Genomic DNA, 25,143 nt, shown 5'->3' with positions numbered 1-25,143 from the left:
TCTATGACTTTTATCATAACAAGTAATTTATCTTTTTGCTAAAATTTAAATTAATAAGTATTTAATGAATATGGTAATAATTACAAGATAGATTGAATTTTCGCCTATTCAGCATTTATTCCAACTTATAATTACTCAAATTCTGAAGCTATGAGGTGCAGTATGAAATTATCACTGGGTTCGAAGCTGGTCGCAAGCTTTATTGCAGTCTCTATCATTACTTACGGTACAAGCGCTTTCTTTATTTTTTATCTGAAGTCGTTTCTGGCATCAACAATGAGCGATTGGCTCTATGTATCGATTATTTTGCTGCTCGGCATTACTTGGAGCGGTATACTTGGTTATATTATTTCCCGTCTGCTGACCCGCCCGATTGTTAATCTGTCGCGTGCTGCAGAGCGTGTATCGGCAGGGGATCTGACAGTCGATATTCCGGAACGACGTGAAGAAGACGAGATCAAAGTTCTCAATGATGCTTTCCGCATGATGGTAACGAATATCAAGGATATCATTAACGATATTGCGCACAGTACAAGTACCACATCACAGAATGCCGATTATCTGACGGGATCGATCAATGAAGCTACCCAGCAGATCGAATCTCTGTCTACTATTGCTGACGAAATCTACAAAGGGGTCCAGCAGCAGCGCAAGTCTACTGAGACGTCGCTGCAGACAGCCGAGCAGATGCTTGGTTCTTTTCAGGAGATGCGCGATAAGTCTTCCCATATGATGAATCTATCAGGGACGATGGAGAAGTCTGTGCATTCCACCCAGCATATCTTTGCCTCGCTTAAAGAAGGCATGAGTACGTTATCCGAATCCCAGGCCCAAGCAGAAAATACGATTCGTCTGCTGGATAATCAGGCTTCCGATATTGGGGCAGTTACCGGTACAGTCAAAGGACTGGCAGAGCAGACTCATCTGCTGGCACTAAATGCTTCAATAGAAGCAGCGCATGCGGGTGAGCATGGAGCAGGGTTTGCCGTCGTGGCTACAGAGATTCGCAAGCTCGCCGAACAAAGTAATGATTCGGCGCAGCGTATTCACTCCCTGATCGGTGCTGTACAGACACAGATTCATGACACCGTGCAGTTGATTCACAGCCAGAATGAGCTTGTACGCCAGGAATCTACGCATACCATGCAAGTAGAAGAGACGTTGCAGCAATTTGCCGGCGTGGTCGATGAGTTGATGTCCGAGGTGCAGCAGATGGAGGGCTCCATTTCCAAGCAGACCGATCGGGTCGAATTGACCTACCAGAACGTCAACACAATCCGTGAAATGGCAGATCGTTTCTATGAAGGAGCCAAACAGATCTCCACAGCTACTCATGAAGAGACAGCTATTATGGAAGAGATCTCTTCTTCTTCGGAGGAGCTCAGCACGATGACGAATCGATTGCTGCAAAAGACCAAAGTATTCACTGCCTGACGCTCCGAACAAATGACAGACTGTTGATGCAAGCTGTAGAGTCAGTGGTGGTTATAGAAGGATCTCTATGGCAATCCTGTTATTATTAGTGTGTATATTGGTATCTGCATAAAGTGAAAAGACCTGAAATCCCTCATGGGGTCTCAGGTCTTTTTTGTATATCATCTAAGTTGGATGAACAGCAGCCAGTCTATTACACGTAACTAGGATGCTATATTCTGGTAAATAAAATGTTACATAATTGTTCCATCACACTTATGAGATTAAATAGTACGACCAGCCAATCCTGCAGGAACAGGAGCTTCATCCGTTGCAGGACGTAATCCATTCTCCGGAATACTGCTGGAGCTGCTGCCTGTCTGCATATGGTACATCTGACGATATCGTCCATCAATCTCCATCAGTTCATCATGCGAACCTCGTTCCACAATCTCTCCGCGGTGCAATACGAGAATCTGGTCGGCACTGCGAATCGTAGACAGGCGATGGGCGACGATAAAGGTCGTACGGCCTTTTTTGAGAACTTCCAGTGCGGATTGAATCAACGCCTCAGTCTCGGTATCAATATTGGCGGTAGCTTCATCCAGGATCAGGATCGCTGGATCATAAGCGAGCGCACGGGCAAAGGAGATCAGCTGACGTTGTCCTGCAGACAGTGTGCTTCCTTTTTCTACGACAGGTTCATCAAAACCTTTGGGCAGATCGGATAGGATCTTGTCAGCTCCAACTTCGCATAATGCACGTTCTACCCGTTCACGACTGATCTTCTCATTATCAAGACTGACATTGGAAGCAATCGTACCAGTGAACAGATAAGGGTCCTGCAAAACGATACCCATATGCTGCCGTATCCACTGTTTGGGCAGATCACGTACATTTTGTCCATCGATCGTAATGGTTCCCTGCTGCGGATCATAGAACCGGAACAGCAGATTGATAATGGAGCTTTTCCCTGAGCCGGTATGACCAACGAGAGCAATCGTCTGACCCTGTTTGGCTTCGAAATTGATATCTTTTAGAACGGGAGTCACTTTATAGGCAAAAGTAACATTTTTGAACTGAACATTTCCTTTGTAGCGTGGCATAGAGCCATCAGTGACCTGCTCGCCTTTTTCATCCATCAGCTCAAATACGCGTCCGGCGGATACCATGGACAGATCCAGTGAAGCCAGCTGATTGACGATACCGGTCATTGGTTGGAATAGGCGACCCAGTACATCGACAAAGGCATACAGCACACCAAGCGAGATCGCACTATCCAATCCGCCAAGTGCTGCCGAACCGAAATACCATAGTACCAAGGCAAATGTCAGGTTACGCAGTACATTGACCAGATTATGAGACGTCAGGGAGTTGAGACGTAGCATTTTGTTCTGATAGAACAGATAATCATTGTTCAGCTGCTCGAACTCTTCCTGGGTTTGCTTTTGTTTGCGGAAAATACGAATGATCGACATTCCCTGAATGGATTCATTGATGATCGCGTTGATCTCGCTCAGCCGGGAACGGATTACCGTATTATACTTGGTCGCTACCCGGCGATACAGATAGATCCAGCCGATCAGCAGCGGAACCAGGAACAGACAGATCAGTCCCAGCCGGAAGTCCAGAATGAACATAGCTACATAGACACCGAGCATATAGACAGCACCAGAGCTAAAGTTGGATAATACCGCTACAAACAGATCTTTGACTGCTTCGGTATCATTGGTTACGCGGGATACGACTTTACCTGCAGGCAAATTATCGAAAAAAGGTACTGGCAGCCGCTGAATATGAGCATACAGATCAAGACGCAGCTCCTGAATAACCTTGTTGGCTGATGATTGCAGCCAGTAAGTTTTTCCGAATTCCGTAATAATGGTAATCAGCAAGAAGATAAAGTAAAGACCGATCAATTTGTAAATACTCGGCAGCTCTGGTTGGTAGAAGCCGAATAGCTCTCCAGCAGATAGCGGAACTGCCGGATAGAAAGCTTCATGGCCCTGTGCATCACGTATAGTCAGCGTACCGTCGGCATAACTTTTCTCACCGGCGGTATTGTCCATCGGACCTTCAATAAAGTAGAAGGTAGGACCACTTTGCACGACATGAGCTTCGGTACCACGAGCTTCACCGACTGCCCAGAAACCTTCACGTTTATAATATTTGCCGTTATATTCGGCGGTATGTTCACCGGCAGTCGTCTCATAAAACGGCTGCTCAATCGCAAACATATGATTATCAATAATATTTTTGGCGATAAAAGGGCCGGCCAGTTCGGCGCCTACACCAATCACCAGCATGATTAATGCGACGATAAACGTCTTTTTGGCTCGCAGTGCATAGCGGTACAGCCGTTTGGTAATCGTTTTGTTATCCAGCTTTGTCATCGGCTGTTCATAATCTTGTATCTCCAATTAAGACACCTCCCCATCCAGGGAATTCGCCACCTGCTGCCGTTCGTACTGCTCACGGTACCAGCCACCTGCTTTGAGAAGCTCGGTATGGGTTCCCTCTTCAATAATTTTGCCCCGATCCAGAACCACAATATGATCGGCGTGTTCTATAGCAGACAGACGATGTGTCGCGATTAGCGTTGTTTTGCCTGTACGTTTGGTACGGATATTTTCTATAATGCGTGCTTCGGTACGCGCATCGACAGCCGAGAGTGCATCATCCAGAATCAGAATCTCGGGTTCGGCGATAAAGGCACGAGCCAGGGAGACACGCTGTTTCTGACCGCCTGACAGGGCTACACCACGTTCACCGACAATGGTCTCCAGACCATCCGGGAATGTGTGCAGATCCGTATCAAAGGCTGCTGTATGAATAGCATTCATAATTTCTTCGTCACTGGCATCTGATTTGCCAAAGCGAATATTATTGCGTACACTCCGGGAGAACAGAATTTGTTCCTGCGGAACATAACCCAGCCAGCTGTGCAGCTGATCTTTGGCAATATCCTGAATCGGTACACCACTGATGGACAGCTCACCGCTGCCAGCCGGGTATTCATGCAGTAGCTGCTTGAGCAGAGTAGACTTGCCGCTGCCTGTACGTCCGACTACGCCGAGTGTCTCTCCGGCACGAATCTTAAGCGAGACATGCTGAAGATTATCTACAGTAGAGGTAGGGTAGCGGAATGTAATATCATTAAACTCAATCATTTGCGGATGCTTAACTACTACCGGTGAAGGAATATCCTGAACATCCGGCTGGACAGCCAGCGTCTCATTTACCCGATCGAGAGACGCATTACCACGCTGCATAATATTGATTAATTCACCAATAGCAAACATCGGCCAGATCATCATCCCGAGATAAATATTAAATGAAACCAGATCACCGAGTGTCAGCTCATTGTGGAACACCAGATAGATACCGAATCCAAGACCGATAATATAACTAAGTCCGACAAACAGACGAATCGTCGGTTCGAATAATCCATCTACCATCGCTACAGCGAGATTTTTGCGATAAACGTCATTGGTAATACGCTCAAACCGTTTCTCATCCTGACGTTCCTGTACATAAGCACGGATAACACGTACACCGGCGATTGATTCCAGAACCTGATCATTCATATCACCAAAAGCATCTTGTGCCAGTGTGTACCGTGCATGTACTACCTTGCCGTAAATAGCCATGGCAATAGCAATAAATGGAAGTGGCAAAATAGCAGCGAGTGTCAGTTTCCAGCTAATCAGAATGCCCATCGCCAGCAATACAGTCAACAGGTAAACGGTGGAATCAGTCAATGTCAGCATACCGAATCCGACTGTCATTGCAACTGAACGAAGATCATTGGTCGCCCGTGCCATCAGATCACCTGTGCGGCTCCGTTCAAAAAATGGTGGAGTCATACGCAGCAGATGTGCCATAAAACGGGTCCGCAGCAGCCGTTCAACCAAGTTCGAGCCACCGAATAGACTATGCATCCATACATAAGTAACTCCATAAATAACAATCAATGTGCCTACAATAGCCGATGAATAGTAAATCAATGACTGATAGGTAATTGAGCCACTGGAAATCCGATCAATGGCATCTCCCAGCAGTTTGGGCGGAATCAGCTCCAGTACTCCGACACCCGCAAGCATTAGAATACCGATAATATAACGCTTACGTTCCCGGTGGAAAAACCAGCCCAGATTTTTTAAAACAGCGAACATGCCATCACTACCTTTCCGATGCATATCTTATATGCATAATAGGATCTAGCTAATCAAACTGAAAATCTACAGCGAAATTAACGCTCATGTTGTCTGGACCAGAGAAGAAGCCACAAAAAAGGAGACACGTATGTGCAAATGCACATAACATGTCTCCTTGTAAATGTCATATGACGCACGGTTGCGAACAACCGGTGCAGTAATGATAACTGTTATGGATACTTCTCAAGTGTAATGGATAGAAATTCATTACCTCAAAAGGTGCCCACCTGCCGGGTTGTTCCATTTTTTAGTTGTGTATTCAGATCGCTGGCATAGCCCTGGTTATGTACAATCGTGAGTTTACGCATGGAATTCACCCTTTCTTCATAATGTAGTGGCAGATGGTAATAAATTCTAATTATCCTTCGCCTGTGTCTGATTGTATCACTGCATTTTTGAGCATGTCAACGTAAAACTTGCAATTTACTTAAAAATTTGCTGAATATGAATGTTTTCTTGTCGAATAAAGTCAACAAAGTTTACATAATAGAAAAAAGAAAATAGAAATCATCAAAGAGAACCAAATTCATAAATGATTTACCATCTGCACATGACCGTGTATACGTGTAACATGTTATAATACGGAAAGAGTCAGGGTAATGATTATGAGGCAGCAGTCGTGCAGGAATAACAATTACTTTGAATAATGTTCGCATGATCGTTTATTTGTATGGATGCAAACTTAATGAAAGGTGGAATAAATAATGAGTATCGCCGTATCGGATGAAGCCGCACGCTGGTATAAAAAGGAATTGGATTTACAAGAGGGAGATGCGCTACGCTTTTATGCCCGTTACAGCAGCAATAGCGATATCCATCCAGGATTCTCGCTCGGTATTTCCGTGGAGCCGCCGATCAGTCCAGGACTGGAACAGAAGACAGAAGGTATCCAATTTTATATGGAAGCTCAGGATCTGTGGTACCTCAACGGATATAAGCTCAATGTAGAATATATGGATAATGAAGATGATATTCGTTACGCCTACATTCCGGAATCTTGAATATTTTTTATCTCATATGAAAACAACAAAAGTCCCTGTTATCTTCGTGATAACAGGGACTTTTTGTGTCTAGACTGTAGAAGTGCCTTCCAGTGCATAAGAGAAGTCTTCAATATCATAGACCTGAACAGGTATTTTGGCTTCGATCATCCGATGGATCATCTCAAATTGATCTGTCAGCAGAGGAACTTCTTTGCGCAGTGCAGACAGAATCAATTCGGTCTCGATCGGATCGAAGGATTCACCGTAATAGGCATTATCCATCGCATTAACCACCGATAGCTGCACATGATCGGTGAACAGAATAGATGAACTCACTGCCCAGGGCATCTGCAGACAACGCTGGATTTTCTTTTTGTTCAGGGGTTCTTCCAGATAATCAATCAGCGCCTTGATGCGCTCGCGGACTTCACGTTCTTCCACCGAATCGTTCATCAGCGGTTCCTGGCTCTCCGCAAATTCATACAGCTCCATAATGGATGTGTAGGGAACAATATAGTTGACCGGCTTATCCGGATGAAGTAATTGACCGTAGATTGCGATCATAATCGCTTCTATGACAAAAGCTTGGGGCATGGATCTAATCCTCCTGGCGATGCATACGTGTACACATAGTTGTCAGCCTTGAATGTCAAAGCTGTATTGGCAGTATACCATATCCTGCCCGTTACAATAAATGCGAACTTGCAAAAATATCGTAACCCGGCCAGCTGATCTTTATCATCAAAGATCATCACGCAGACTCTGACGGTCAAAAGACAGAATTTCTAATAAGCAATACGATAGCAGCGATCACTCACAATCGAGCAGCATATCTTGCAGATGACCCAGCTTGAATCGGATTAATTCCGTCTGAATCGTATTGATTATCTGTTCGCGATTCCACTGCAATCGTATATCGGCTTCCCATTTATCTGAGCCGCCAAAGCGGTTTTGAGCAGCTGCAGGCCATCTGGCAATAATGGAGCGATAGGATTGTATTTGCGCTTCAGCCTGTTCCTCTTTGCTACACCATAAAGATAATAGAACAGCATCTGTCATTGCTTGAACTGGATAATCGTTAGCATTGACAATTGTGCTGTTATACAGCTCTTCAATGATAGTACAAGTTAGTGGCTGCGCAAAAGCAGCGGGGCACTGTACACGAAACTTCGAGACAATCGTATCCAGCTCATTGGTATGCCTTACAAAACGGATCGAATCCTCAACGTCTTTGGAATTGGTCAGAGCTACCTGAGCAGTCAGCGATACGACCGGGAAGGAAGTCATGAGGGAATGTGTATGAAATACCGGGACATACCCTTCTCCTCCATATACAGGCTTCAGATATATTCCTAACAAAATTGGGCCGTGGCGTTTGATAAAATGCAGCGGACGATACAGCTTATAGGTATAAAGGATAGTCTGCCAATCGAACTGGATCTTTTTTTTGGCTGCGGCAGTCAGTTTTTTCATGGATACACCTCACGAGGAGAGTTTAGGATTTTCCGATTAATAAGGACAGCAAGCCTGCAGCAATCAACGGACCGACTGGCACTCCCTTGAAAAAGGCAACTCCGATCAGTGTTCCGATCAGCAGTCCGGCGACTACAGTCGGCTGATTGGTCATAAGGATTGTACCGCGTCCACCCAGATAAGCAACGAACAATCCAATACCGATAGCAAGGAGTGATTTCCAGCTTACAAAGGAAGCCAGGATCGTATCCATAGAGATTTTACCACTTGCGAGTGGAGTCATAACCCCGATAGTCAGAATAATGATACCAATGGTCAATCCGTATTTTTCCAGCCACGGGAAAGCCTGATTCCATCCAAGTACACGAATCAGCAGCAGCACGAGCATAGCGATTGTAACAGTAGTATTTTTCCCGACAATGCCAAGTCCCGCCATTACAAGCAGGATCAGGGAAGGCATATCGATAGCGCCCATTAGTCATCACTCCTTTTTGGAAATATTTTAGAAATACACGATTGTAAACGAATGATCATTTAGAAGCAGACCAGATGAAAACAATCCGCAGATTTGGTATTACCTTTTATACAGAGCCAATAACAGGATCTTCGGGATAAAGTAGAGGATTCCCGGAATGAAGCAAAAATGTCCGCCGGAATCCAGCGGACAGAATAGAAAATAGAAATGTATAGCAGAAGTACAGTACAGCCAATGGTATTACGAATAAAACAGATTTAGCCAGATGTATGCGTTAAAGCATCAGCAATATGTCTGGCAATCATTGCTCCGTGACGACGCCCGGTCTCGATAAAGACCTCATTGGCGTTGCGTCCGGAAGCAATAACGCCGGCTACATACAGTCCTGGAATATTGGTCTCCATCGTCTCGGGATCAAAACGCGGCTTGTCCATATCTTCACTCATGGTTACACCCATAGATGTAATCAGTTTACGGTCCGGGCGGAATCCGGTCATTGCAAGCACAAAGTCATTGCCCAGCATCTCGGTATGACCATCTTCGGTATTGGTGATCTCTACTTCGGTCTCGGTGATATGGGTGACACAGGAATTCAGATGCAGCTTGATTTTGCCTTTGGTCACGAGGCCTTCAAAGATAGGGCGAACCCAGGATTTGATATTAGCGGATAGATCGCCGCCGCGGTACATCATATCGACTTTGGCACCGACGCGTACAATTTCCAGTGCAGCATCGACAGCGGAATTACTGCCGCCAATAATGGCTACCCGCATGCCGGTATATGGATGCGCTTCACGGAAGTAATGAGTAACTTTATCCAGATCTTCTCCAGGGATACCCAGATAGTTCGGATGGTCAAAATAACCGGTGGCAATAATTACACGACGAGCTTGGTGGGTATGTTCTTCGCCCTGGCGATTAACGGTTTGCAGGGAAAAAGTACCGTCTTCATGACGCTTAATACCGGTAGCTTCTGTGTACGGCTGTACATTGATATTATAGTGCTCTGCTGCTCGTCGGTAATAAGCCAGTGCTTCGTGGCGAAACGGCTTCTCATTCGGAGAAGGGAAAGGCAGATTACCAATTTCCAGCAGCTCGGCAGTACTAAAAAATTGCATATTGGTCGGATACAGATAGATCGAATGAACCACATTGTACTTTTCGATGATAAGGGTGTTCAGACCGAGGCGTTCGCACTCAATAGCAGCGGATAGGCCGCAGGGTCCTGCACCTACAATAATGACATCTTGCATGTTACGATCAGACTCCTTTCTGAATTCAAATCCTGCTCTATATAGTATTAGAGCGATTCATGTCTGTATAAGGATTACAGAATATAGGGAAATCAAAGATGCTGTACGGACAGCATTCAGCCGATAAAATAGGACCATATACCATCCTACTGCAATCTGTCTATAAATTCTAGCTTGCTGTGGGTGAACAGAACCAATTTATCGTGAAATATCATTATTTTGTAAAAAAGTGAATCATTCTTTGTAAAATGCGGTATAGTTATTGTAAGAGGAGAAAAGTTAGCAACTTTCTCTGAAGCTTCATTGTAAACGTTTTCTGACACTGTCCCTGATATCCCATTCAAGGGAAGGAGAGACGATTATGTCTATTCTGGAAAGGTTCAAAACAAGAAGCAAAACTTCGTGCATGCCTTCAGTGCATGTAACAATGAACGAACTTCGTACAGCGGTATTACAATATGAGAGAGAAATGAGCGGAATTAACCGCACCGCATTGATGCAGGAAGATGGAAGCCTGGATCTATCGAGACTCACTCGTTATCTGGGAGGTCGCAGCGATCAGAAGTTTTATCTGTCGCGTGAGACGTTTGAGATCTTCGAAGAAGAAGAGCGTCATATTCCATATCATCTGGATCAGGTGCAGGGAGCCATTGATGATTATGTTCAGGAAAACGGCAAACTGCCGGTGATTGAGGATTCGGCGCATTTTGAAGTAGACTGCCGCAAGCTGTATCAGCAGCGCTATCTGCACGAAATTCCCGATTTCCCCATGTATATTACCGATCAGGAAATGATGGTAACGCACCGCGAACCAGCTATTCTGCCGGAAAGTAAAGAACATACAGACAAATCATACGTGCTGCTCTAGATAATTTATTGCTTCTTTTCTAATTTAGAAACCATTTATATTTATAATGGACCCGTTTGCAGCCGCAGACGGGTTTTTGGTACTGTCTGCAAACAAGAATACATGTAATCAAGAAATGAAATGCAGATTGCATACTTTCCTAATGAAATGAATCGTAGAGTTGTGCCAAGAAACGAAGAAAAACATGTACAATTAATATGAAATATAATTATTTTCTATACAGGAAACAGATATACTATACAGAATAGGGCGGAAAGGCTGTGATTCAATGTATACGCATAATCGCTTACTAAGCTTTGTACTGCTGGAGGATGTCCCGTTTGAACACATATTGACCAGGGTAGCTGCAGCTTTTCAGATTAATCTGTCTTATGAAGATTATAAAGGCCGTTATATCGCCAAGGCCTATTTGCCGGGTTATCATCTGGAAGTTGTGGATAGAGTGGATCGCTTGAGTGAAATGCTATGCGATGAATATCATGTGCTACATATTCGGATTGATTCAGATGACTATTTTAACTGTGCATTTGAGCAGCAGATCAAGCAAATTCTGAAGAATGGTAATATAAGATGGCAAAGACATGTATGGGCTCCTTATCCATTGCCTGAGAAGTGTCTATAATAGGATGCGATTGAATCGCCTCAGATACAATACATATAAAAAGGGGTTTTTATGATGGCAGAACAGGCTGTTAAAGCAGTTATTTTTGATTTGGATAATACATTAATGGATCGGGATTATACCTTTCGTGCCTTTTCCCAATTATTAATAAAAGAATATCTGGGACATATTCAGGATGAGGAGAAGTTACGTGATATTCTGGGATATATGCGAATTGCCGATGCAGATGGCTACCGGGAAAAACGAGGATTTTTCGAAGAATTGGTAGAGCGTCTCCCATGGTCACAGAAGCCTGATGTGGATACGCTGTACAGCTACTATAAGGAACACTATATGAAGGAAGCTTCCTTGATGAAATATGCGATCGAAGCGATCCAATCCTGCCGCGCCCAGGGATACAAGCTGGGTATGCTGACCAATGGACTGCACGAGATTCAATATGGCAAAGTGCTGCAACTGGGATTGGAACCTTATTTTGACGTTATCCTGACATCCGGAGAAGTCGGCATCAAAAAGCCGGAGCGTCGTATTTACGAAATTATGCTGGAGCAACTGGGAACAAGTGGTGAAGAGACTGTATTTGTCGGCGATCATCCTGTAAATGATATCTGGGGAGCAGCCCAAGTAGGAATGCGAGGCATTTTCCTCAAACGGAGCTTTGATTGGGATCAGACCCTTGGCATGAAGCCATGGAGAACGATAGATGAACTGAACGAGCTGGAGAGAATATGGGGAGATTTGTAGCGCATAGATCTAGCAAATAGGAAGATCATTTGTTAGATGAGATGACTACGGAAGAATGGAAGCTATTTCTAAATATACTTCTCTACAAGCCGCCGAAGTTCTGGTACATTTGTATAATAGCTACATAATAAGAATGCATTAAGAGAGGAAGAGAAACATGGGGATTTTTGATGGATGGCTCGGTAATGCATCGACAGTTAATTTGAGTGAGGCACAGCAGGAATATGCTTCAATTATGGCACCGGGAGAACAGATTGAGAGAGCATATAAGCTGGTACGCGATATGTTTATTTTCACAAATAAACGCTTGATCCTGGTTGATAAGCAAGGGATTACCGGAAAAAAGACGGAGTACCATTCCATCCCGTACAAGAGCATTTCCCATTATTCTGTGGAAACGGCGGGTCATTTTGATCTGGATGCCGAGCTATGTATCTATATCTCCAGCAGCACGGTACCGATCAAAAAAATATTTAACAAGAACGTAAATATCTATGAAGTTCAAAGTGTACTGTCCTATTATATTCTGGGATAACCGTATATACATGCCGTTCCTGTTGCCTCGATGGGTGCTGTAACGCTACATTATTCACAAAACGTCCGAATCCCTTTTATTTAAGAGGATCCGGACGTTTTATTTTTGAAATATAACAGGCTGTATCTTGATTTATGATTCTTCAGCTTGTCCGGTTAGTTCCAAAGCGTTGTACAGCATTACTGCTGCTTCGGCACGTGTAATGGGTTCACTGGGCCGGAAATTATTCTTTTCATCCAGCGAAGCAATCCCGCTATCGATAACCTGCTCCAAAATTTGTTGTTCGGAAGAAGGAAGAGCGTTCGCATCATGGATAGTTATCGATTGATCAGTTAGAGCACCGGTGCTGCCTCCGGATTCATGAATATCCGGATCTACCTGTTCTACACCCTGCCAGAGTAAAGTAGCAAACTGACCGCGTGTCATGACGGAAGAGGCATCCACGTCTGCATTCAGTTGCAGTCCATTCAGATGAGCAATCATCATATCTGTGCTATACCAGGCCTGATCGTCTACAGAAGTGTAATAATCACTGGCTTTGGGTGCTTTGATGAAGCGCATATTATCAATATTAAGATGGAGTCCTTTAACCAGCGCAGCGACTCCTTGTGCAGTAGTCAGTGCAGCGTCCGGCTGGAATTCGGTATCGGTTATTCCGCTGAGAATATTATGATTTTGCAAATAATTGATCTCCTCTCGTCCTGTAGTGTGATCCAGATCGTCAAAAGCAAAAGCAGATACTGGTGAAGCGAGCAGCAGAGTGCTTACCAGTCCAAGCAGCCATTTACGTTTGAACATAAAAAATCACTCCATTCTCGGTCATAGACTGACTAGAAAGAGACAAAACTGACATTACCTATGTATTACCCGAAGCCTTCAAATCTGAATAGAGAATCAGATTTTTTTGATTTTTATGGACGTAGGGTATAAGTTATATAAGAGGGTGCTGGATCTATTGCCTGTTTACAGGTTGGACAGGTGTTGGTGAAATTCAGCGCTGTCCTGCGATTCAGGCACTATATTATGTAACATGAACTGGAGGAGACAAACGATGGAACATCAAAATCAACGCCTGCTGGTATTTGCAGGTTCTTATGCAGAAGCAGCCAATCCGGGTGTATACGTATATGCTTTTAATGAAGAGACTGGTGAATTAACACCAACCGATTCCTTTACTGGACTTCAAAATCCTACATTTTTGAATGTAGATGCCAAAGCCAAACGCCTGTATGCACTTGGAGAAACAGCATCCGAGACAGGTCCAAAAGGTAAGGGAGGCGAAGCCGCTTCTTTTGTTATTCAACCGGAGCAGGGCAAGATTGAACTGCTGAATCGTGTGAATACTATCGATGGTCCACCATGTCATATCCAGCGCTCGGAAGACAGTCGTTATCTGACTATGGTGAGCTACCATGGCGGCATGGTCGGTCTGATCGCTCTGGAGCAGGATGGAAGCGTCGGTGAACTGCTGGATGTACATCAGCATGAAGGACACAGTGTTGATCCTCAGAATCAGGATCGTCCGCATCCACACTCCACATTTTTTGATCCAGCTGGTAAATATCTGATTGTACAGGATCTGGGATTGGATCGCGTGCGTACATATGCGCTCAAAGCAGATTCCAATGAGCTGGAATTCACGGTAGATACGGCATCTACACCGGGTGCAGGTCCTCGTCATCTGGTATTCCATCCGAATGGTCAGTACGCCTTTGTAATCAATGAACTGAATTCTACTGTTACTTCTTATCAATATGAAGCAACTACAGGTACTCTGAACGAAGTCCAGACTATTTCTACGCTCCCAGAAGGATTTGAAGGCTTCAATGGCTGTGCGGAGATTGCTATCTCGGAAGACGGAAAGTATCTGTACGGTTCCAACCGTGGGCATGACAGTATCGTGCAGTATGAAGTGGATGCTTCTACAGGCGCGCTTACACTGGTACAGCATGTATCGACAGAAGGCGGACATCCAAGACACTTCTCTATTCTGCCAGGCGGCAAGTATCTGCTGGCAGCCAATCGTGATGGTAATAACATCGTGGTATTCAGTATCGATCAGACTACAGGCCAGCTGACATACACGGGTAAAAGTGTCGAAGTATCCAAGCCTGTCTGCGTCTGGGGCGCTTATTTCTAAAACAAGTCCAGGTATTCATTCGATCATACGGATTATAAGATGGACGTCTGCATGAAGCATATAAACTACACCTGAGCAGATGAATATTCTCATACGTGTAAATTAACTAGGTAACCGAATTACAAGTAAATGAAAAATGAAGTCATCTGTACTATGGGTGACTTCATTTTTTTGTATCAAAAGCAGTTGTACAGAATATAGAATGTATGAATAGTGGGAGATCAGAGAGTTACATATATTGATCCAGACTTATCAGTCTGCTGCATGAATGAGAATTGAATACAAGTTCCTGTTTCAATTTGGCTCACAGAGGTAAAATTACAGTAATACGGTTCACCGGTTACGCCGGTACTTCACAGCAAACCGAATCCGCAAAGGAGATGGAGAATATGACAGAACCGCGCAAAAATGATAAGGTACAGGAACAGGCAGGCAAACGGGATAATCCCGAGCAGTATCCGACGGAAAACGAAAGCCTGTTTGATCGATTCAAATCGGAACAAACGGTAGATTCCCTGCCCATTGAAGATATAAAGCTGGAACAGCAGGAGGAGAAGGACGGCGAGCATATCAAACGTTCTTCATCCAGCCAGAATGCTTTTCCGGAAGGCGAATCGGAAGATGATTCCGATATTGTCCGCTAAGCTGGGCAATAATTATAATAACGTAAACGTATAGGAATGAGTTGGAACCGTACTATCATCACAGCAATCAACCATGAGCAGACGATTACTTACAAACTGGGTCAGTCACATGACAGCATCATAAAAGGGAGCAGCTCTGTATTTTATACAGCGGCTGGTCCTTTTTCAAGGTTTGGCAACGTCGGAAAGGTGCGAACAGATGGCATTTGGAATTAACAGAAAACAATTAATACAGTGGAAACGCAGCGTAGAAGCTGGAGAAATCGCTTTTTTGACTCATTACTGGCTGGATGAGCGCTTTCCCGGCATAAAGACCGTTACCAAAGTAGGATGTGCAGATCTTGGCAAATTGGAAAAATGGTGTCGCTCCTATGGTCTTAATCCTGCTTATATTCATTATCGCGAGAAATATCCGCATTTTGACCTGCTTGGAAGAGAACAAGTGCGTATATTAAAAGCGGAAGGGCTACAGGAACAGATTGAACATTTTCAGCTGGAATAAGCATCCGGAACGCGCTATCAAAGGCGTTACCGAAAATAACGATTCGACAAAATAACAAAAAAATTTTAAAAGTGGTTGAAATCGTTTACAAGCAGATATATAATAGCGTTGTAGAAACGTTTCGACAAAAGAGTGTAAATAACTCTTAAACAGACAATCCATTTTAAAAATGTAAAATTATTGAATTTCGGCTTTAAAATTCGATTTTAAGCGATTTTTTATCGAAAAATCAAATGATATCAATGCAATCGTGTAAGGTATCATGGATTTTTATTTTCAAAAAATGAATAGTTTTCGCTCTTTTATCGAAACGTTTCGATATTTCGCAAAACTACAGAGGTGAGCAGATGGGAGCAACGATCAAAGACGTAGCTGCGTTGGCAGGCGTTGCAGTATCGACTGCATCGTATGCACTAAATGGTATTGGCAGAGTCAGCAGCAAAACCCGCAACAAGGTCATCGAAGCTGCCAAGCAGCTGAATTATCAAAAAAATGGAATTGCATCTGATCTGAAGCGTTCCAAGACAAACACGATTGCCCTGCTGCTCAGCGACCTGTCAGGTCCGTATTATTCCAGCCTGATCAAGGGCGTGCAGGAAGTCAGCCTGAATAATGGCTATGATCTGATTGCCTGCAGTTCGATCGGAGGCGATTCATCCACAGCCGTCAAATTCATTAAAGAAAAGCGTGTAGATGGAGCGATTATCCTCGCTCATAATATTCCCGATCGTACGATTCTGGATTCTGCACGTGAAGGCTTTCCGATCGTTATGCTGGACAGGCGGCTGGAACATGAGAGTGTCTGTTATGTAGAGGCAGATCATGAGAAAGGCGGTACGCTGGCAACCAACTATCTGATTGAGTCGGGACATCGCCAGATTGCCTTTGTATCCGGGCCTGCCAGCAGCAAGCACAATAATGATCGCTATAACGGATTTGTGCGGGCGATGAATCAGCATGGATTGACGATTGAACCGCGCTGGAACCTGGTCGGCAACTTTACGGAAGAAGGCGGATATCGCGCGGTCAAGCTAATGCTGGCGCAAGGCAATCTGCCGGAGGCTGTATTTTTTGCCAATGATGAGATGGCGCTGGGTGGAATTACGGCACTCTATGAAGCAGGTCTGCGAGTGCCGGAAGATATCTCGGTTGTTGGATTTGACGATATTGTTCAGGCACGATTTTTGAACCCCGCGCTGACCACGGTAAGACAGCCGGATTATGAAGTAGGCGCACTGGCGGTTCACCTGATTTTCCAGATTCTCAAAGGTGAGTCGGTAGCGCAGCATTATACACTAGACACTGAACTCGTTATTCGTGGAACAGTCAGAACAAATCAAAAATGAGGTGTGCTTGATGAAAAAAATGTGGAAACCCCTGTTGGCATGCGTATTGATCTTTTCTTTTGTATTGGCAGGCTGCGGTGGCAAGGATGAAGCAGCAACTACTTCGGATGGCAAACGAATCCTGAAAGTATGGGGGATGGGCGCCGAAGGAACAGCACTTGCCAAAATGGTGCCTGATTTTGAAGCCAAAAACCCTGACATTACCGTACAGGTACAGGCGATCCCTTGGGGAAATGCCCATGACAAACTGCTGACAGCCGTTGCTTCCCAGAGCGGTCCGGATGTAGTGCAAATGGGGATGAGCTGGATTCCGGAATTTGCGGAAGCCGGGGCGCTGCAAGATCTGTCCTCCTACACAGAAAAGTATCCGAATCTGAAAGCGGATAACTACTTTGAAGGTTCCCGCACCAAAATGACTTATAATGACAAACTGGTCGGCGTACCATGGTACATCGATACCCGCGTATTGTTCTACCGCAAAGATTTGCTCAAACAGGTTGGCTACAACGAAGCACCCAAAACCTGGGCTGAGCTCAAAGATGCGGCAACCAAGCTGACTGCACGCGGCAAAGGCAATTACGGTATTTTGCTGGACAGCAAAGATCAGTTGTTTACACTTCCATTTGCTTGGGAAAACGGCAGCGAAGTGATCGACAGCAATAATCAGGCACTGCTTAATCAGAAACCTTATGTAGAAACGATTCAGTATCTAAGCAGCTTCTTCAAAGAAGGTATTGCTCCGACACAGAGCGATATGCAGCTGATTCCTTCTTTTGGTGAAGGAATTCTGCCGATGTTTATCAGTGGTCCTTGGTCTGTAAACCAGGTCAAAACCGAACTGCCTGAACTGAAAAGCGATCAGTGGGGCACAGCTGTTATTCCTGCCAAAGAAGAAGGCGGAGAAAGCATGTCGGTACTCGGCGGATCGAATATGTCCGTATTCAGCAGTGCCAAAAATACAGAAGATGCTGTCAAATTTATCTCTTATCTGAATGAGCCGGATGTACAGGTAAAATGGTATGAACTGACACAGGATCTCCCATCCACTACCAAAGCATGGGAAAACAAAGTATTCAAAGATAATCCTAATATTCAGACTTTCCGTACTCAAATGGATACTTCCCGTTCCATTCCATCTGTAAAAGAGTGGGAGACAGTGGCCAAACAGATCAGTGATGCTTTTGATCAGATCGTTGTTGGCGGAACCGATATCCAGACGCAGCTGGATCAATTGAATGAGCAGGCCAATTCTACCTTGCAAAGCGGCAGCTAAATTCAAAAGCGGTTGTTCTATGCATCTACTTACAATCAATACGTAACCATGAACCGGTTTACCGTGCAAAGACGCTGTTCGTTGTCCCCTATCCGTTATCCGGACTTGTCTTTGCTTCTCTTTTATACAAAAAAAACTAAAGAGGTGCCAAATGGCTAAACTATGGAAATCCATGATCGCATGTATGCTTGTATTCTCGATTGTACTGGCTGGGTGTAGTGGTCAAGATAAAGCGACCACAGCGGATGGAAAACGGATTTTGAAAATATGGGGCATGGGCGGCGAAGGCGGATCTTTGCCGGATATGGTTGCGGCATTTGAAAAAGCAAATCCCGATATCGATGTACAGGTTCAGCAGATTCCATGGGGATCTGCGCATGATAAACTGCTGACTGCGGTCGCTTCCAAAAGCGGTCCGGATGTTATCCAGATGGGGATGACCTGGATTCCGGAGTTCGCCAATGCAGGCGCACTGATGGATCTGACTCCATATGTGGAGCAGTATCCGAATCTCAAGCCGGAGAATTTCTTCGAAGGTGCAAGAGAAACGATGAAATTCAACGACCAGATGATCAGCGTGCCATGGTATATGGAGACACGCGTACTCTATTATCGTACCGACCTGCTCAAGGAAGTCGGTTATAATGAACCGCCGAAAACATGGGCAGAATTGAAAGACGCTGCGACCAAATTGGCTGCACGTGGCAATGGTAATTACGGTATTCTGCTTGATAACCAGGATGCAGCGTTTACGCTTCCATTTGCCTGGGAAAATGGCAGTGAAGTCATCAGCAATAATCAGGCTCAGTTCAATCAGCCTCCTTATATAGAAGCCGTCAAATATTTGACTAGCTTCTACAAAGAAGGACTGGCACCGACACAGAGTGATATGCAACTGCTTCCTGCTTTTGGTCAGGGCATGGTTCCTATGTTCTTTAGTGGTCCATGGTCGATTAACCAGATTCACGAGACGGCACCGCAGATCGATGGTAAATGGTCGACTGCACTGATCCCTGCCAAAGAAGAAGGCGGCAAAAGTGCTTCCGTACTCGGCGGTTCCAACTGGAGTGTATTCAGTAGTGCTGTAAATAAAGATGATGCTGTGAAATTCATTTCCTTTATGAGTGATCCTGCCAACCAGGTGAAATACTATGAATTGTCCAAAGATCTGCCTTCTACATTGAAAGCATGGGAAGACAAAGCATTCAGCAGCAACGAACAAATCAAAACATTCCGTGAGCAAATGGAAACATCCCGTACTTCACCATTCGTCAAGTCCTGGGAAGCAATCGGCAGCTTGATCAAAGATTCGCTGCAGCAGATCAATATCGGTGGTGCCGATGTGCAGAAACAAATGGAAGAACTGACTACACAAGCAAATGAATTGTTAAAAGACTAATGATGAAGTAGTAAAAATGCTTCCGTAAAGGAGGGAACAGAGATGCAGAAGGCCTGGCAATCGTTGGCCAAGCACAGATATCCCTATCTGTTTATTGCGCCAACACTAATTATTCTATTTATCTTTTCATTTATCCCGATTCTGGTCGCCGTATTTATCAGTTTTACAAATATGGACTTGGCCGGACTGGCTAACTGGTCCAATATCAAGTTTAACGGTACAGACAACTTTGTTCAGCTATTTGGCGATGCGGTGTTCCGCAAGTCAATGTTTAACACGCTGATCTATGTTGTGGTCGGTGTACCTCTGGTTGTCCTCCTGTCGATGGCGATTGCCATCCTGATTAACCAGGGTACCAGCTGGCTGTTCAAAACGTTCCGTGTTATTTACTACATGCCTTCTATTACAAATATCGTCGCTGTAGCGGTTATCTGGGGATATCTGTACAATTCCCAATACGGTCTTATCAATCAGATGCTGGGATTTTTCGGATTTGATCCGGTCCGCTGGTTACAGGGTCCGACGATTGCCAAGTTCTCCCTGATTATTATGGCAGTATGGAAAGCAATAGGTCTGAATATGATCATCTTCCTGGCTGCATTGCAGGGAATTCCGCGTACGTATTATGAAGCAGCACAGATTGACGGAGCCAGCCGCTGGCAGCAGCTGACCAAAATTACGGTACCGCTGCTTGGATTTGCGACTTTCTTCGTCTCGATCACGACCCTGATTGGCTGGATTCAGTTCTTCGAGGAACCGCTCGTTATGACCAAGGGCGATCCATTGAATGGAACAACATCCATGGCCTTGTTTATTTACAATACAGGCTTCCAGCGCAGTGACTTCGGTTATGCAGCAGCAGGTTCGATTGTATTGTTCGCGATCATCATTGTTGTAACGATTATTCAATTCAAAGTACGCAAAAAAGACAGCGATGTGGAGTATTAATGATCCGTACAGCCTGAGCTGACGCCGGATTGAACTGTGAAAGGAGGTTCCGCAATGGATATTCAAGTGAGACCCATTTACAAAACGGTCGTTATCGCACTATTGGTTATTGGTGCAGTAGCGATGTGTATACCATTCATATGGATGATTCTGTCGTCCTTCAAACCGGAGAGTGAGGTTACATCACTAACGCCTTCTTTCTGGCCGCAGGAACCGACGATGCGTAACTTTACCCGTCTGTTTACCGAGATGAACTTCCTGCAGTATCTGAAAAATACACTGGTTATCGTATTTTTCTCTTTTATTGGATTGTTTTTGAATGCAGCAGCAGGCTATGCCTTTGCCAAATTCAATTTCCCCGGTAAAAATGTGTTGTACTATCTGGTACTGGGAACCATGATGATTCCTTCCCAGGTAACCATGATTCCGGTTTACCTGATCCTGAATGAAATGCATCTGACTAATACAATGGCAGGGATTGTACTGCCGGGTATGGTTAACGCCTTTGGTATTTTCCTGTTCCGTCAGTTTATGACTTCGATCCCGAATGATCTGATTGAAGCTTCACGTCTGGATGGAGCGGGAGAGATTCGTACTTTCTTCCAGCTCGTCATTCCAATTGCCAAGCCGATCTTTGCGGTACAGGGTATTCTGACCTTTATCGGCGGCTGGAACAGCTTCCTGTGGCCACTGATTGTAGCCAATGACGAGAGTCTGTATACTTTGTCAGTTGGTCTGTCCTTGCTGAAAGGTCAATATGGCGGAGACTTTGCAATTCAAATGGCCGGAGCATCCTTTATGGTTATTCCGATTCTGATTATCTTTATTTTTGCACAGCGTCATATTATTGAAGGTTATACGATTTCTGGTATGAAATAAAAACCAACCTGCTGCTCTTCAGATGTTAGTTCGTTATTACTTCTGCATGGCAGTAAGGTGTAAGTTACAGATGCTGCCCGGTTATTCCATTTTGCATATGGGTGAGGATCACCGGGCAGAACCTTAGAGACAAATACGATTACACTACGGAGGGATTCATCATGTCTACTGTACACAATCAATCCACAACGCAGCAAAATCAGCTTTTCCAAAATGAATATGGATATTTCACTGAAAATGGTCGGGAGTATGTGATCACGAACCCGCGTACACCTCGTCCATGGAGTAATATTATAAGTAATGGAGACTATTCCTTTATGGTATCCCAGGCAGGTGGCGGGGCTTCCTGGCGGGGCAATGCTGGTCAGAACCGGATTACACGACTTTTCCAGGATGTGATCAAGGATTCATGGGGCAAATTCATCTATCTGCGTGATCGCAGTTCCGGCAAGTTCTGGTCTGCTGCATGGAAACCAGTGATGGCTGAATTTGAACATTATGAAGTACGTCATGGTATTGGATATAGCGTATTCACCCAGCAGGTAGATGGAATTCGTAGCGAATTGACCGTATTCGTAGCACCGGATGCTCCACTGGAAATTATGCAGTTAAAAATTACCAATAACAGCGGACAGACGCGTGAACTGGATGCGACTACTTATTTTGAATGGGCACCGGGATTTGCACCGGATGAGCACCGCGAATTCCACAAAATCTTTATGAATTCGGAATATCGTGAAGACCTTAATGCTATTCAACTGGAAAAATACTTATGGGGATTCCCCGATGAAAAAGGACGCAGCAATAATGTGAGCTGGCCGTATACTGCTTTCCACGCTGCCAGTGAGCAGCCATCTTCCTACGATGCGGATAAGGAATCTTTTATCGGCATGTACGGTGAAGAAGCGCGTCCACAGGCTATGCAGGACCAGGAGCTGGCAGGACATACCGGACGTTTTGGAGATGCGGCAGCGTCTCTGCGTGTTGCTGTCAAACTGGAGCCGGGAGCTTCTCATACAGTAGTATTCACGATTGGAGCTGCGGAACACGAGAAGGAAGACGCTGCAGCATTGATTCGCGAATATACGAGCGTGGAAGCCGCCGAGCGTACACTCGCACGCGTACACGAATTTTGGAGCGAATTGATCGATACCGAAGAGATTCAGACACCGGACCCGGCGATGAATATTATGACCAATGTATGGCTCAAGTATCAATCCATTTCTTGTCGCCTATGGGGTAAGACCGCTTATTATCAAGTGAGCGCAGGATACGGGTTCCGTGATCAGCTGCAGGATTCCCAGATTTTCCTGACGAACAAACCGGAGCTAATGCGCAAGCAGATTCTGATGCATGCTTCCCAGCAGTTCCAGGAAGGCGATGTGCTGCACTGGTGGTTCACAATCCGTGGAGGCGGACCGCGTACTCGTTGTTCCGATGACCTGTTATGGCTTCCGTTCATCATGGATTCTTACCTGAAAGAAACCCAGGATTATCAGATTCTGGACGAAATCACTCCATTCCTCGACGGTGGAGAAGCGACCGTATACGAGCACTGCAAGCGTGCTATCGAGAAATCATTCCTGCGTTTCAGTCCACGCGGCGTACCATTGATGGGCGAGCATGACTGGAATGATGGCCTGAGCGCAATCGGTTATGACTGGAAAGGTGAGAGCTTCTGGGTAGGTGAGTTCCTGTATATGATCCTTGGCAGCTTTGCACCGGTGGCACAGCGCCGCGGAGACCAGGCATTTGCTGACAAAATGATCGAAGTACAGGGCAGCCTCAAGCAGACTTTGAATGAATATGGCTGGGATGGCGAATGGTATCTACAGGCGACAACTGATGATGGCCTTAAAGTAGGCTCCAAGGAAAATGAAGAGGGACAGATTTTCCTGAATCCGCAAATCTGGGCAGTTATTTCCGGAGTAGCCGATGAAGAACGCGGTCAGCAGGCGATGGCTAGTGTCAGCAAGCATCTGCTGCGCGATTACGGCTCCTTGCTGTTGTATCCGGCTTATACCAAAGTACGCCGTGATATCGGCTACATTACCCGCTATGCACCGGGTCTGCGCGAGAATGGCGGTGTCTATACTCATGCCGCTACATGGGCAGTATGGGCCTATACACTGGCTGGTCAACCCGAGAAAGCATACGAAGCCTATAGCAAAATCTGCCCACCTAACCGTTCGGATGATCCAAATGGTTATGTAGGCGAGCCTTATGTAACGCCAGGTAACTCCGATGGTCCCATTTCGCCTAATTATGGCCGCGGTGGCTGGACCTGGTACACCGGCTCTTCCCAATGGTTGCAGCGTATGGCGACCAACTGGATTCTGGGTGTTCGCGCAGAACACGAAGGTCTGCTGGTCGATCCGAGCATTCCATCCGAATGGCCGGAGTTCAGCTACCGTCGTAATTTCCGCGGAGCAACCTATCTGATTCATGTAGACAATGCAGCAGGCGTATCCCGTGGCGTGAAGTCAATTACAGTAGATGGCAAAGAAATTGAAGGCAATATTCTGCCTGACTTCCAGGATGGCAAAAAGCATGAAGTGAAAGTTATCATGGGCTAAGTCATTCTACAAAATAGAATATAAAATTATAAAAGAGCATCGCTGCTATTGTTTCCTGCAGCGATGCTCTTTGGTTTAGATTTATTTTCCGAGAAAAAGGATAAGGATACTGCTGCGAGTACAATACTGCCCTGCTGATCCTGCAGCTTTATTGGTCTGGTTCTGAGGCTGAATGAAGTGGATTGATCTGGTTCATTTGTACAAAATTCTGATGAGCTATTAAACAAAATCGGTTTTCAATTTATAATATTAAAATTATTACAAAATCCAAATACAGAAGGCCTAAAGGAGAAGGAACCATGACCTGGCATATCAAGCATTTTAATGAGCTGAATACAAAAGAGTTATATCAAATTCTAAAAGAGCGTACCGATATTTTTGTGGTCGAACAAAATTGTCCTTATCCTGAAGTGGATGGCAGGGATGTAGACTGCTACCATCTGTTCAAGTTGGAGAATGAGCAGATTGCAGCCTATGCACGTCTGCTGCCGCCGGGAGTGGCTTATCCACAGGCTTCGATTGGTCGGGTGATTGTACCATCGATTCACCGTGGCAAAGGGTATGCCGGTGAGTTATTTGCACGTGCCGTGGATTTTATCCAGCAGGAGTTGAATGAAGTGGAAATCAAAATCCAGGCGCAGGAGTATCTATGCCGCTTTTACGGTGCATATGGATTTAAGCCGATTTCCGAGTCCTATCTGGAAGACGGCATCCCGCATGTGGATATGCTGCTAAAAGAGCGCAGAGTACAGCAGCAGGTCTGAATATATCAATTCGCTTGTAGTGTACATGATAATTGCTTAGCTGGATCACTCTCTGTTGTATCCAGCTAAGCGAGTGTATCGTGCAGAAA

The 25,143-nt window shown here is 45.0% G+C and carries 23 protein-coding genes; 16 read left to right on the top strand and 7 right to left on the bottom strand.

Going from position 1 to position 25,143, the window contains the following annotated elements:
- The first annotated feature begins 162 nt into the window (after nt 1–162).
- On the top strand, nt 163–1,434 hold the full coding sequence (locus WH46_RS19515) for a methyl-accepting chemotaxis protein (RefSeq protein WP_017814958.1): 1,272 nt from the start codon (nt 163–165) through the stop codon (nt 1,432–1,434).
- Nucleotides 1,435–1,697: 263 nt separating this feature from the next.
- Here the strand turns inward: WH46_RS19515 and WH46_RS19510 are convergent, their stop codons facing one another.
- The gene (locus WH46_RS19510; protein ID WP_046228124.1) at nt 1,698–3,806 is read right to left on the bottom strand and encodes an ABC transporter ATP-binding protein; all 2,109 of its coding nucleotides are present in this window, start codon (nt 3,804–3,806) and stop codon (nt 1,698–1,700) included.
- A gap of 27 nt (nt 3,807–3,833) precedes the next feature.
- Complete coding sequence (locus WH46_RS19505; protein ID WP_046228006.1) at nt 3,834–5,588, bottom strand: ABC transporter ATP-binding protein; 1,755 nt, start codon at nt 5,586–5,588, stop codon at nt 3,834–3,836.
- Nucleotides 5,589–6,334: 746 nt separating this feature from the next.
- Between WH46_RS19505 and WH46_RS19500 the strand changes: the two genes are divergently transcribed.
- Nucleotides 6,335–6,631, top strand: coding sequence for a HesB/YadR/YfhF family protein (locus WH46_RS19500; RefSeq protein ID WP_017814961.1), 297 nt, complete (start codon nt 6,335–6,337; stop codon nt 6,629–6,631).
- Nucleotides 6,632–6,700: 69 nt separating this feature from the next.
- Here the strand turns inward: WH46_RS19500 and WH46_RS19495 are convergent, their stop codons facing one another.
- From WH46_RS19495 to WH46_RS19480, 4 genes are all read right to left on the bottom strand, one after another.
- Nucleotides 6,701–7,207: a hypothetical protein gene (locus WH46_RS19495; RefSeq protein WP_017814962.1), complete on the bottom strand. Its 507-nt coding sequence runs from the start codon at nt 7,205–7,207 to the stop codon at nt 6,701–6,703.
- A gap of 216 nt (nt 7,208–7,423) precedes the next feature.
- Nucleotides 7,424–8,086, bottom strand: coding sequence for a hypothetical protein (locus WH46_RS19490; RefSeq protein WP_046228005.1), 663 nt, complete (start codon nt 8,084–8,086; stop codon nt 7,424–7,426).
- A gap of 22 nt (nt 8,087–8,108) precedes the next feature.
- The gene (locus WH46_RS19485) at nt 8,109–8,552 is read right to left on the bottom strand and encodes a DUF441 domain-containing protein (RefSeq protein WP_046228123.1); all 444 of its coding nucleotides are present in this window, start codon (nt 8,550–8,552) and stop codon (nt 8,109–8,111) included.
- A gap of 266 nt (nt 8,553–8,818) precedes the next feature.
- Nucleotides 8,819–9,814 (bottom strand): YpdA family putative bacillithiol disulfide reductase, encoded by a 996-nt coding sequence (locus WH46_RS19480; RefSeq protein WP_046228004.1) that lies wholly within the window; start codon nt 9,812–9,814, stop codon nt 8,819–8,821.
- Between the two features lie 361 nt (nt 9,815–10,175).
- On the opposite strand from WH46_RS19480, the gene WH46_RS19475 reads away from it, so the two are divergent.
- The 4 genes from WH46_RS19475 to WH46_RS19460 all read left to right on the top strand — a co-directional run bounded on the left by WH46_RS19475 (nt 10,176) and on the right by WH46_RS19460 (nt 12,583).
- Nucleotides 10,176–10,682: a DUF3939 domain-containing protein gene (locus WH46_RS19475; protein WP_017814965.1), complete on the top strand. Its 507-nt coding sequence runs from the start codon at nt 10,176–10,178 to the stop codon at nt 10,680–10,682.
- A 268-nt stretch (nt 10,683–10,950) separates the two neighbouring features.
- Entirely contained in the window at nt 10,951–11,304 is a 354-nt protein-coding gene (locus WH46_RS19470; protein WP_046228003.1) for a hypothetical protein, read from the top strand.
- Nucleotides 11,305–11,355: 51 nt separating this feature from the next.
- Nucleotides 11,356–12,048, top strand: coding sequence for an HAD family hydrolase (locus WH46_RS19465; protein ID WP_231584383.1), 693 nt, complete (start codon nt 11,356–11,358; stop codon nt 12,046–12,048).
- 157 nt (nt 12,049–12,205) lie between these two features.
- The gene (locus WH46_RS19460; RefSeq protein WP_046228001.1) at nt 12,206–12,583 is read left to right on the top strand and encodes a PH domain-containing protein; all 378 of its coding nucleotides are present in this window, start codon (nt 12,206–12,208) and stop codon (nt 12,581–12,583) included.
- Nucleotides 12,584–12,715: 132 nt separating this feature from the next.
- Here the strand turns inward: WH46_RS19460 and WH46_RS19455 are convergent, their stop codons facing one another.
- The gene (locus WH46_RS19455) at nt 12,716–13,381 is read right to left on the bottom strand and encodes an S-layer homology domain-containing protein (protein WP_046228000.1); all 666 of its coding nucleotides are present in this window, start codon (nt 13,379–13,381) and stop codon (nt 12,716–12,718) included.
- Between the two features lie 253 nt (nt 13,382–13,634).
- On the opposite strand from WH46_RS19455, the gene WH46_RS19450 reads away from it, so the two are divergent.
- From WH46_RS19450 to WH46_RS19405, 10 genes are all read left to right on the top strand, one after another.
- On the top strand, nt 13,635–14,723 hold the full coding sequence (locus WH46_RS19450; protein ID WP_046227999.1) for a lactonase family protein: 1,089 nt from the start codon (nt 13,635–13,637) through the stop codon (nt 14,721–14,723).
- Nucleotides 14,724–15,112: 389 nt separating this feature from the next.
- Nucleotides 15,113–15,367 (top strand): hypothetical protein, encoded by a 255-nt coding sequence (locus WH46_RS19445; RefSeq protein ID WP_017814971.1) that lies wholly within the window; start codon nt 15,113–15,115, stop codon nt 15,365–15,367.
- Nucleotides 15,368–15,566: 199 nt separating this feature from the next.
- Nucleotides 15,567–15,869 carry a hypothetical protein gene (locus WH46_RS19440; RefSeq protein ID WP_046227998.1) on the top strand — a complete coding sequence of 101 codons (303 nt, stop codon included), beginning with the start codon at nt 15,567–15,569 and terminating at the stop codon, nt 15,867–15,869.
- A 347-nt stretch (nt 15,870–16,216) separates the two neighbouring features.
- Nucleotides 16,217–17,215, top strand: a complete 999-nt coding sequence (locus tag WH46_RS19435) for a LacI family DNA-binding transcriptional regulator (protein WP_017814973.1) — start codon at nt 16,217–16,219, stop codon at nt 17,213–17,215.
- Between the two features lie 10 nt (nt 17,216–17,225).
- The gene (locus WH46_RS19430) at nt 17,226–18,488 is read left to right on the top strand and encodes a sugar ABC transporter substrate-binding protein (protein ID WP_046227997.1); all 1,263 of its coding nucleotides are present in this window, start codon (nt 17,226–17,228) and stop codon (nt 18,486–18,488) included.
- Between the two features lie 151 nt (nt 18,489–18,639).
- Nucleotides 18,640–19,887: a sugar ABC transporter substrate-binding protein gene (locus tag WH46_RS19425; protein WP_046227996.1), complete on the top strand. Its 1,248-nt coding sequence runs from the start codon at nt 18,640–18,642 to the stop codon at nt 19,885–19,887.
- Between the two features lie 42 nt (nt 19,888–19,929).
- Nucleotides 19,930–20,835 carry a carbohydrate ABC transporter permease gene (locus WH46_RS19420; protein ID WP_046227995.1) on the top strand — a complete coding sequence of 302 codons (906 nt, stop codon included), beginning with the start codon at nt 19,930–19,932 and terminating at the stop codon, nt 20,833–20,835.
- Nucleotides 20,836–20,889: 54 nt separating this feature from the next.
- A complete protein-coding gene (locus tag WH46_RS19415; protein ID WP_046227994.1) occupies nt 20,890–21,714 on the top strand; it encodes a carbohydrate ABC transporter permease in 825 nt (274 codons plus the stop codon).
- A 161-nt stretch (nt 21,715–21,875) separates the two neighbouring features.
- The gene (locus WH46_RS19410) at nt 21,876–24,290 is read left to right on the top strand and encodes a glycoside hydrolase family 94 protein (RefSeq protein WP_017814978.1); all 2,415 of its coding nucleotides are present in this window, start codon (nt 21,876–21,878) and stop codon (nt 24,288–24,290) included.
- A 299-nt stretch (nt 24,291–24,589) separates the two neighbouring features.
- Nucleotides 24,590–25,054, top strand: coding sequence for a GNAT family N-acetyltransferase (locus WH46_RS19405; protein WP_046227993.1), 465 nt, complete (start codon nt 24,590–24,592; stop codon nt 25,052–25,054).
- The last annotated feature ends 89 nt before the right edge of the window (nt 25,055–25,143 follow it).

This window comes from Paenibacillus dauci, from assembly GCF_000971985.1.
Lineage (GTDB): Bacteria > Bacillota > Bacilli > Paenibacillales > Paenibacillaceae > Saccharibacillus > Saccharibacillus dauci.
This window is presented reverse-complemented; position numbering and strand designations above follow the sequence as displayed.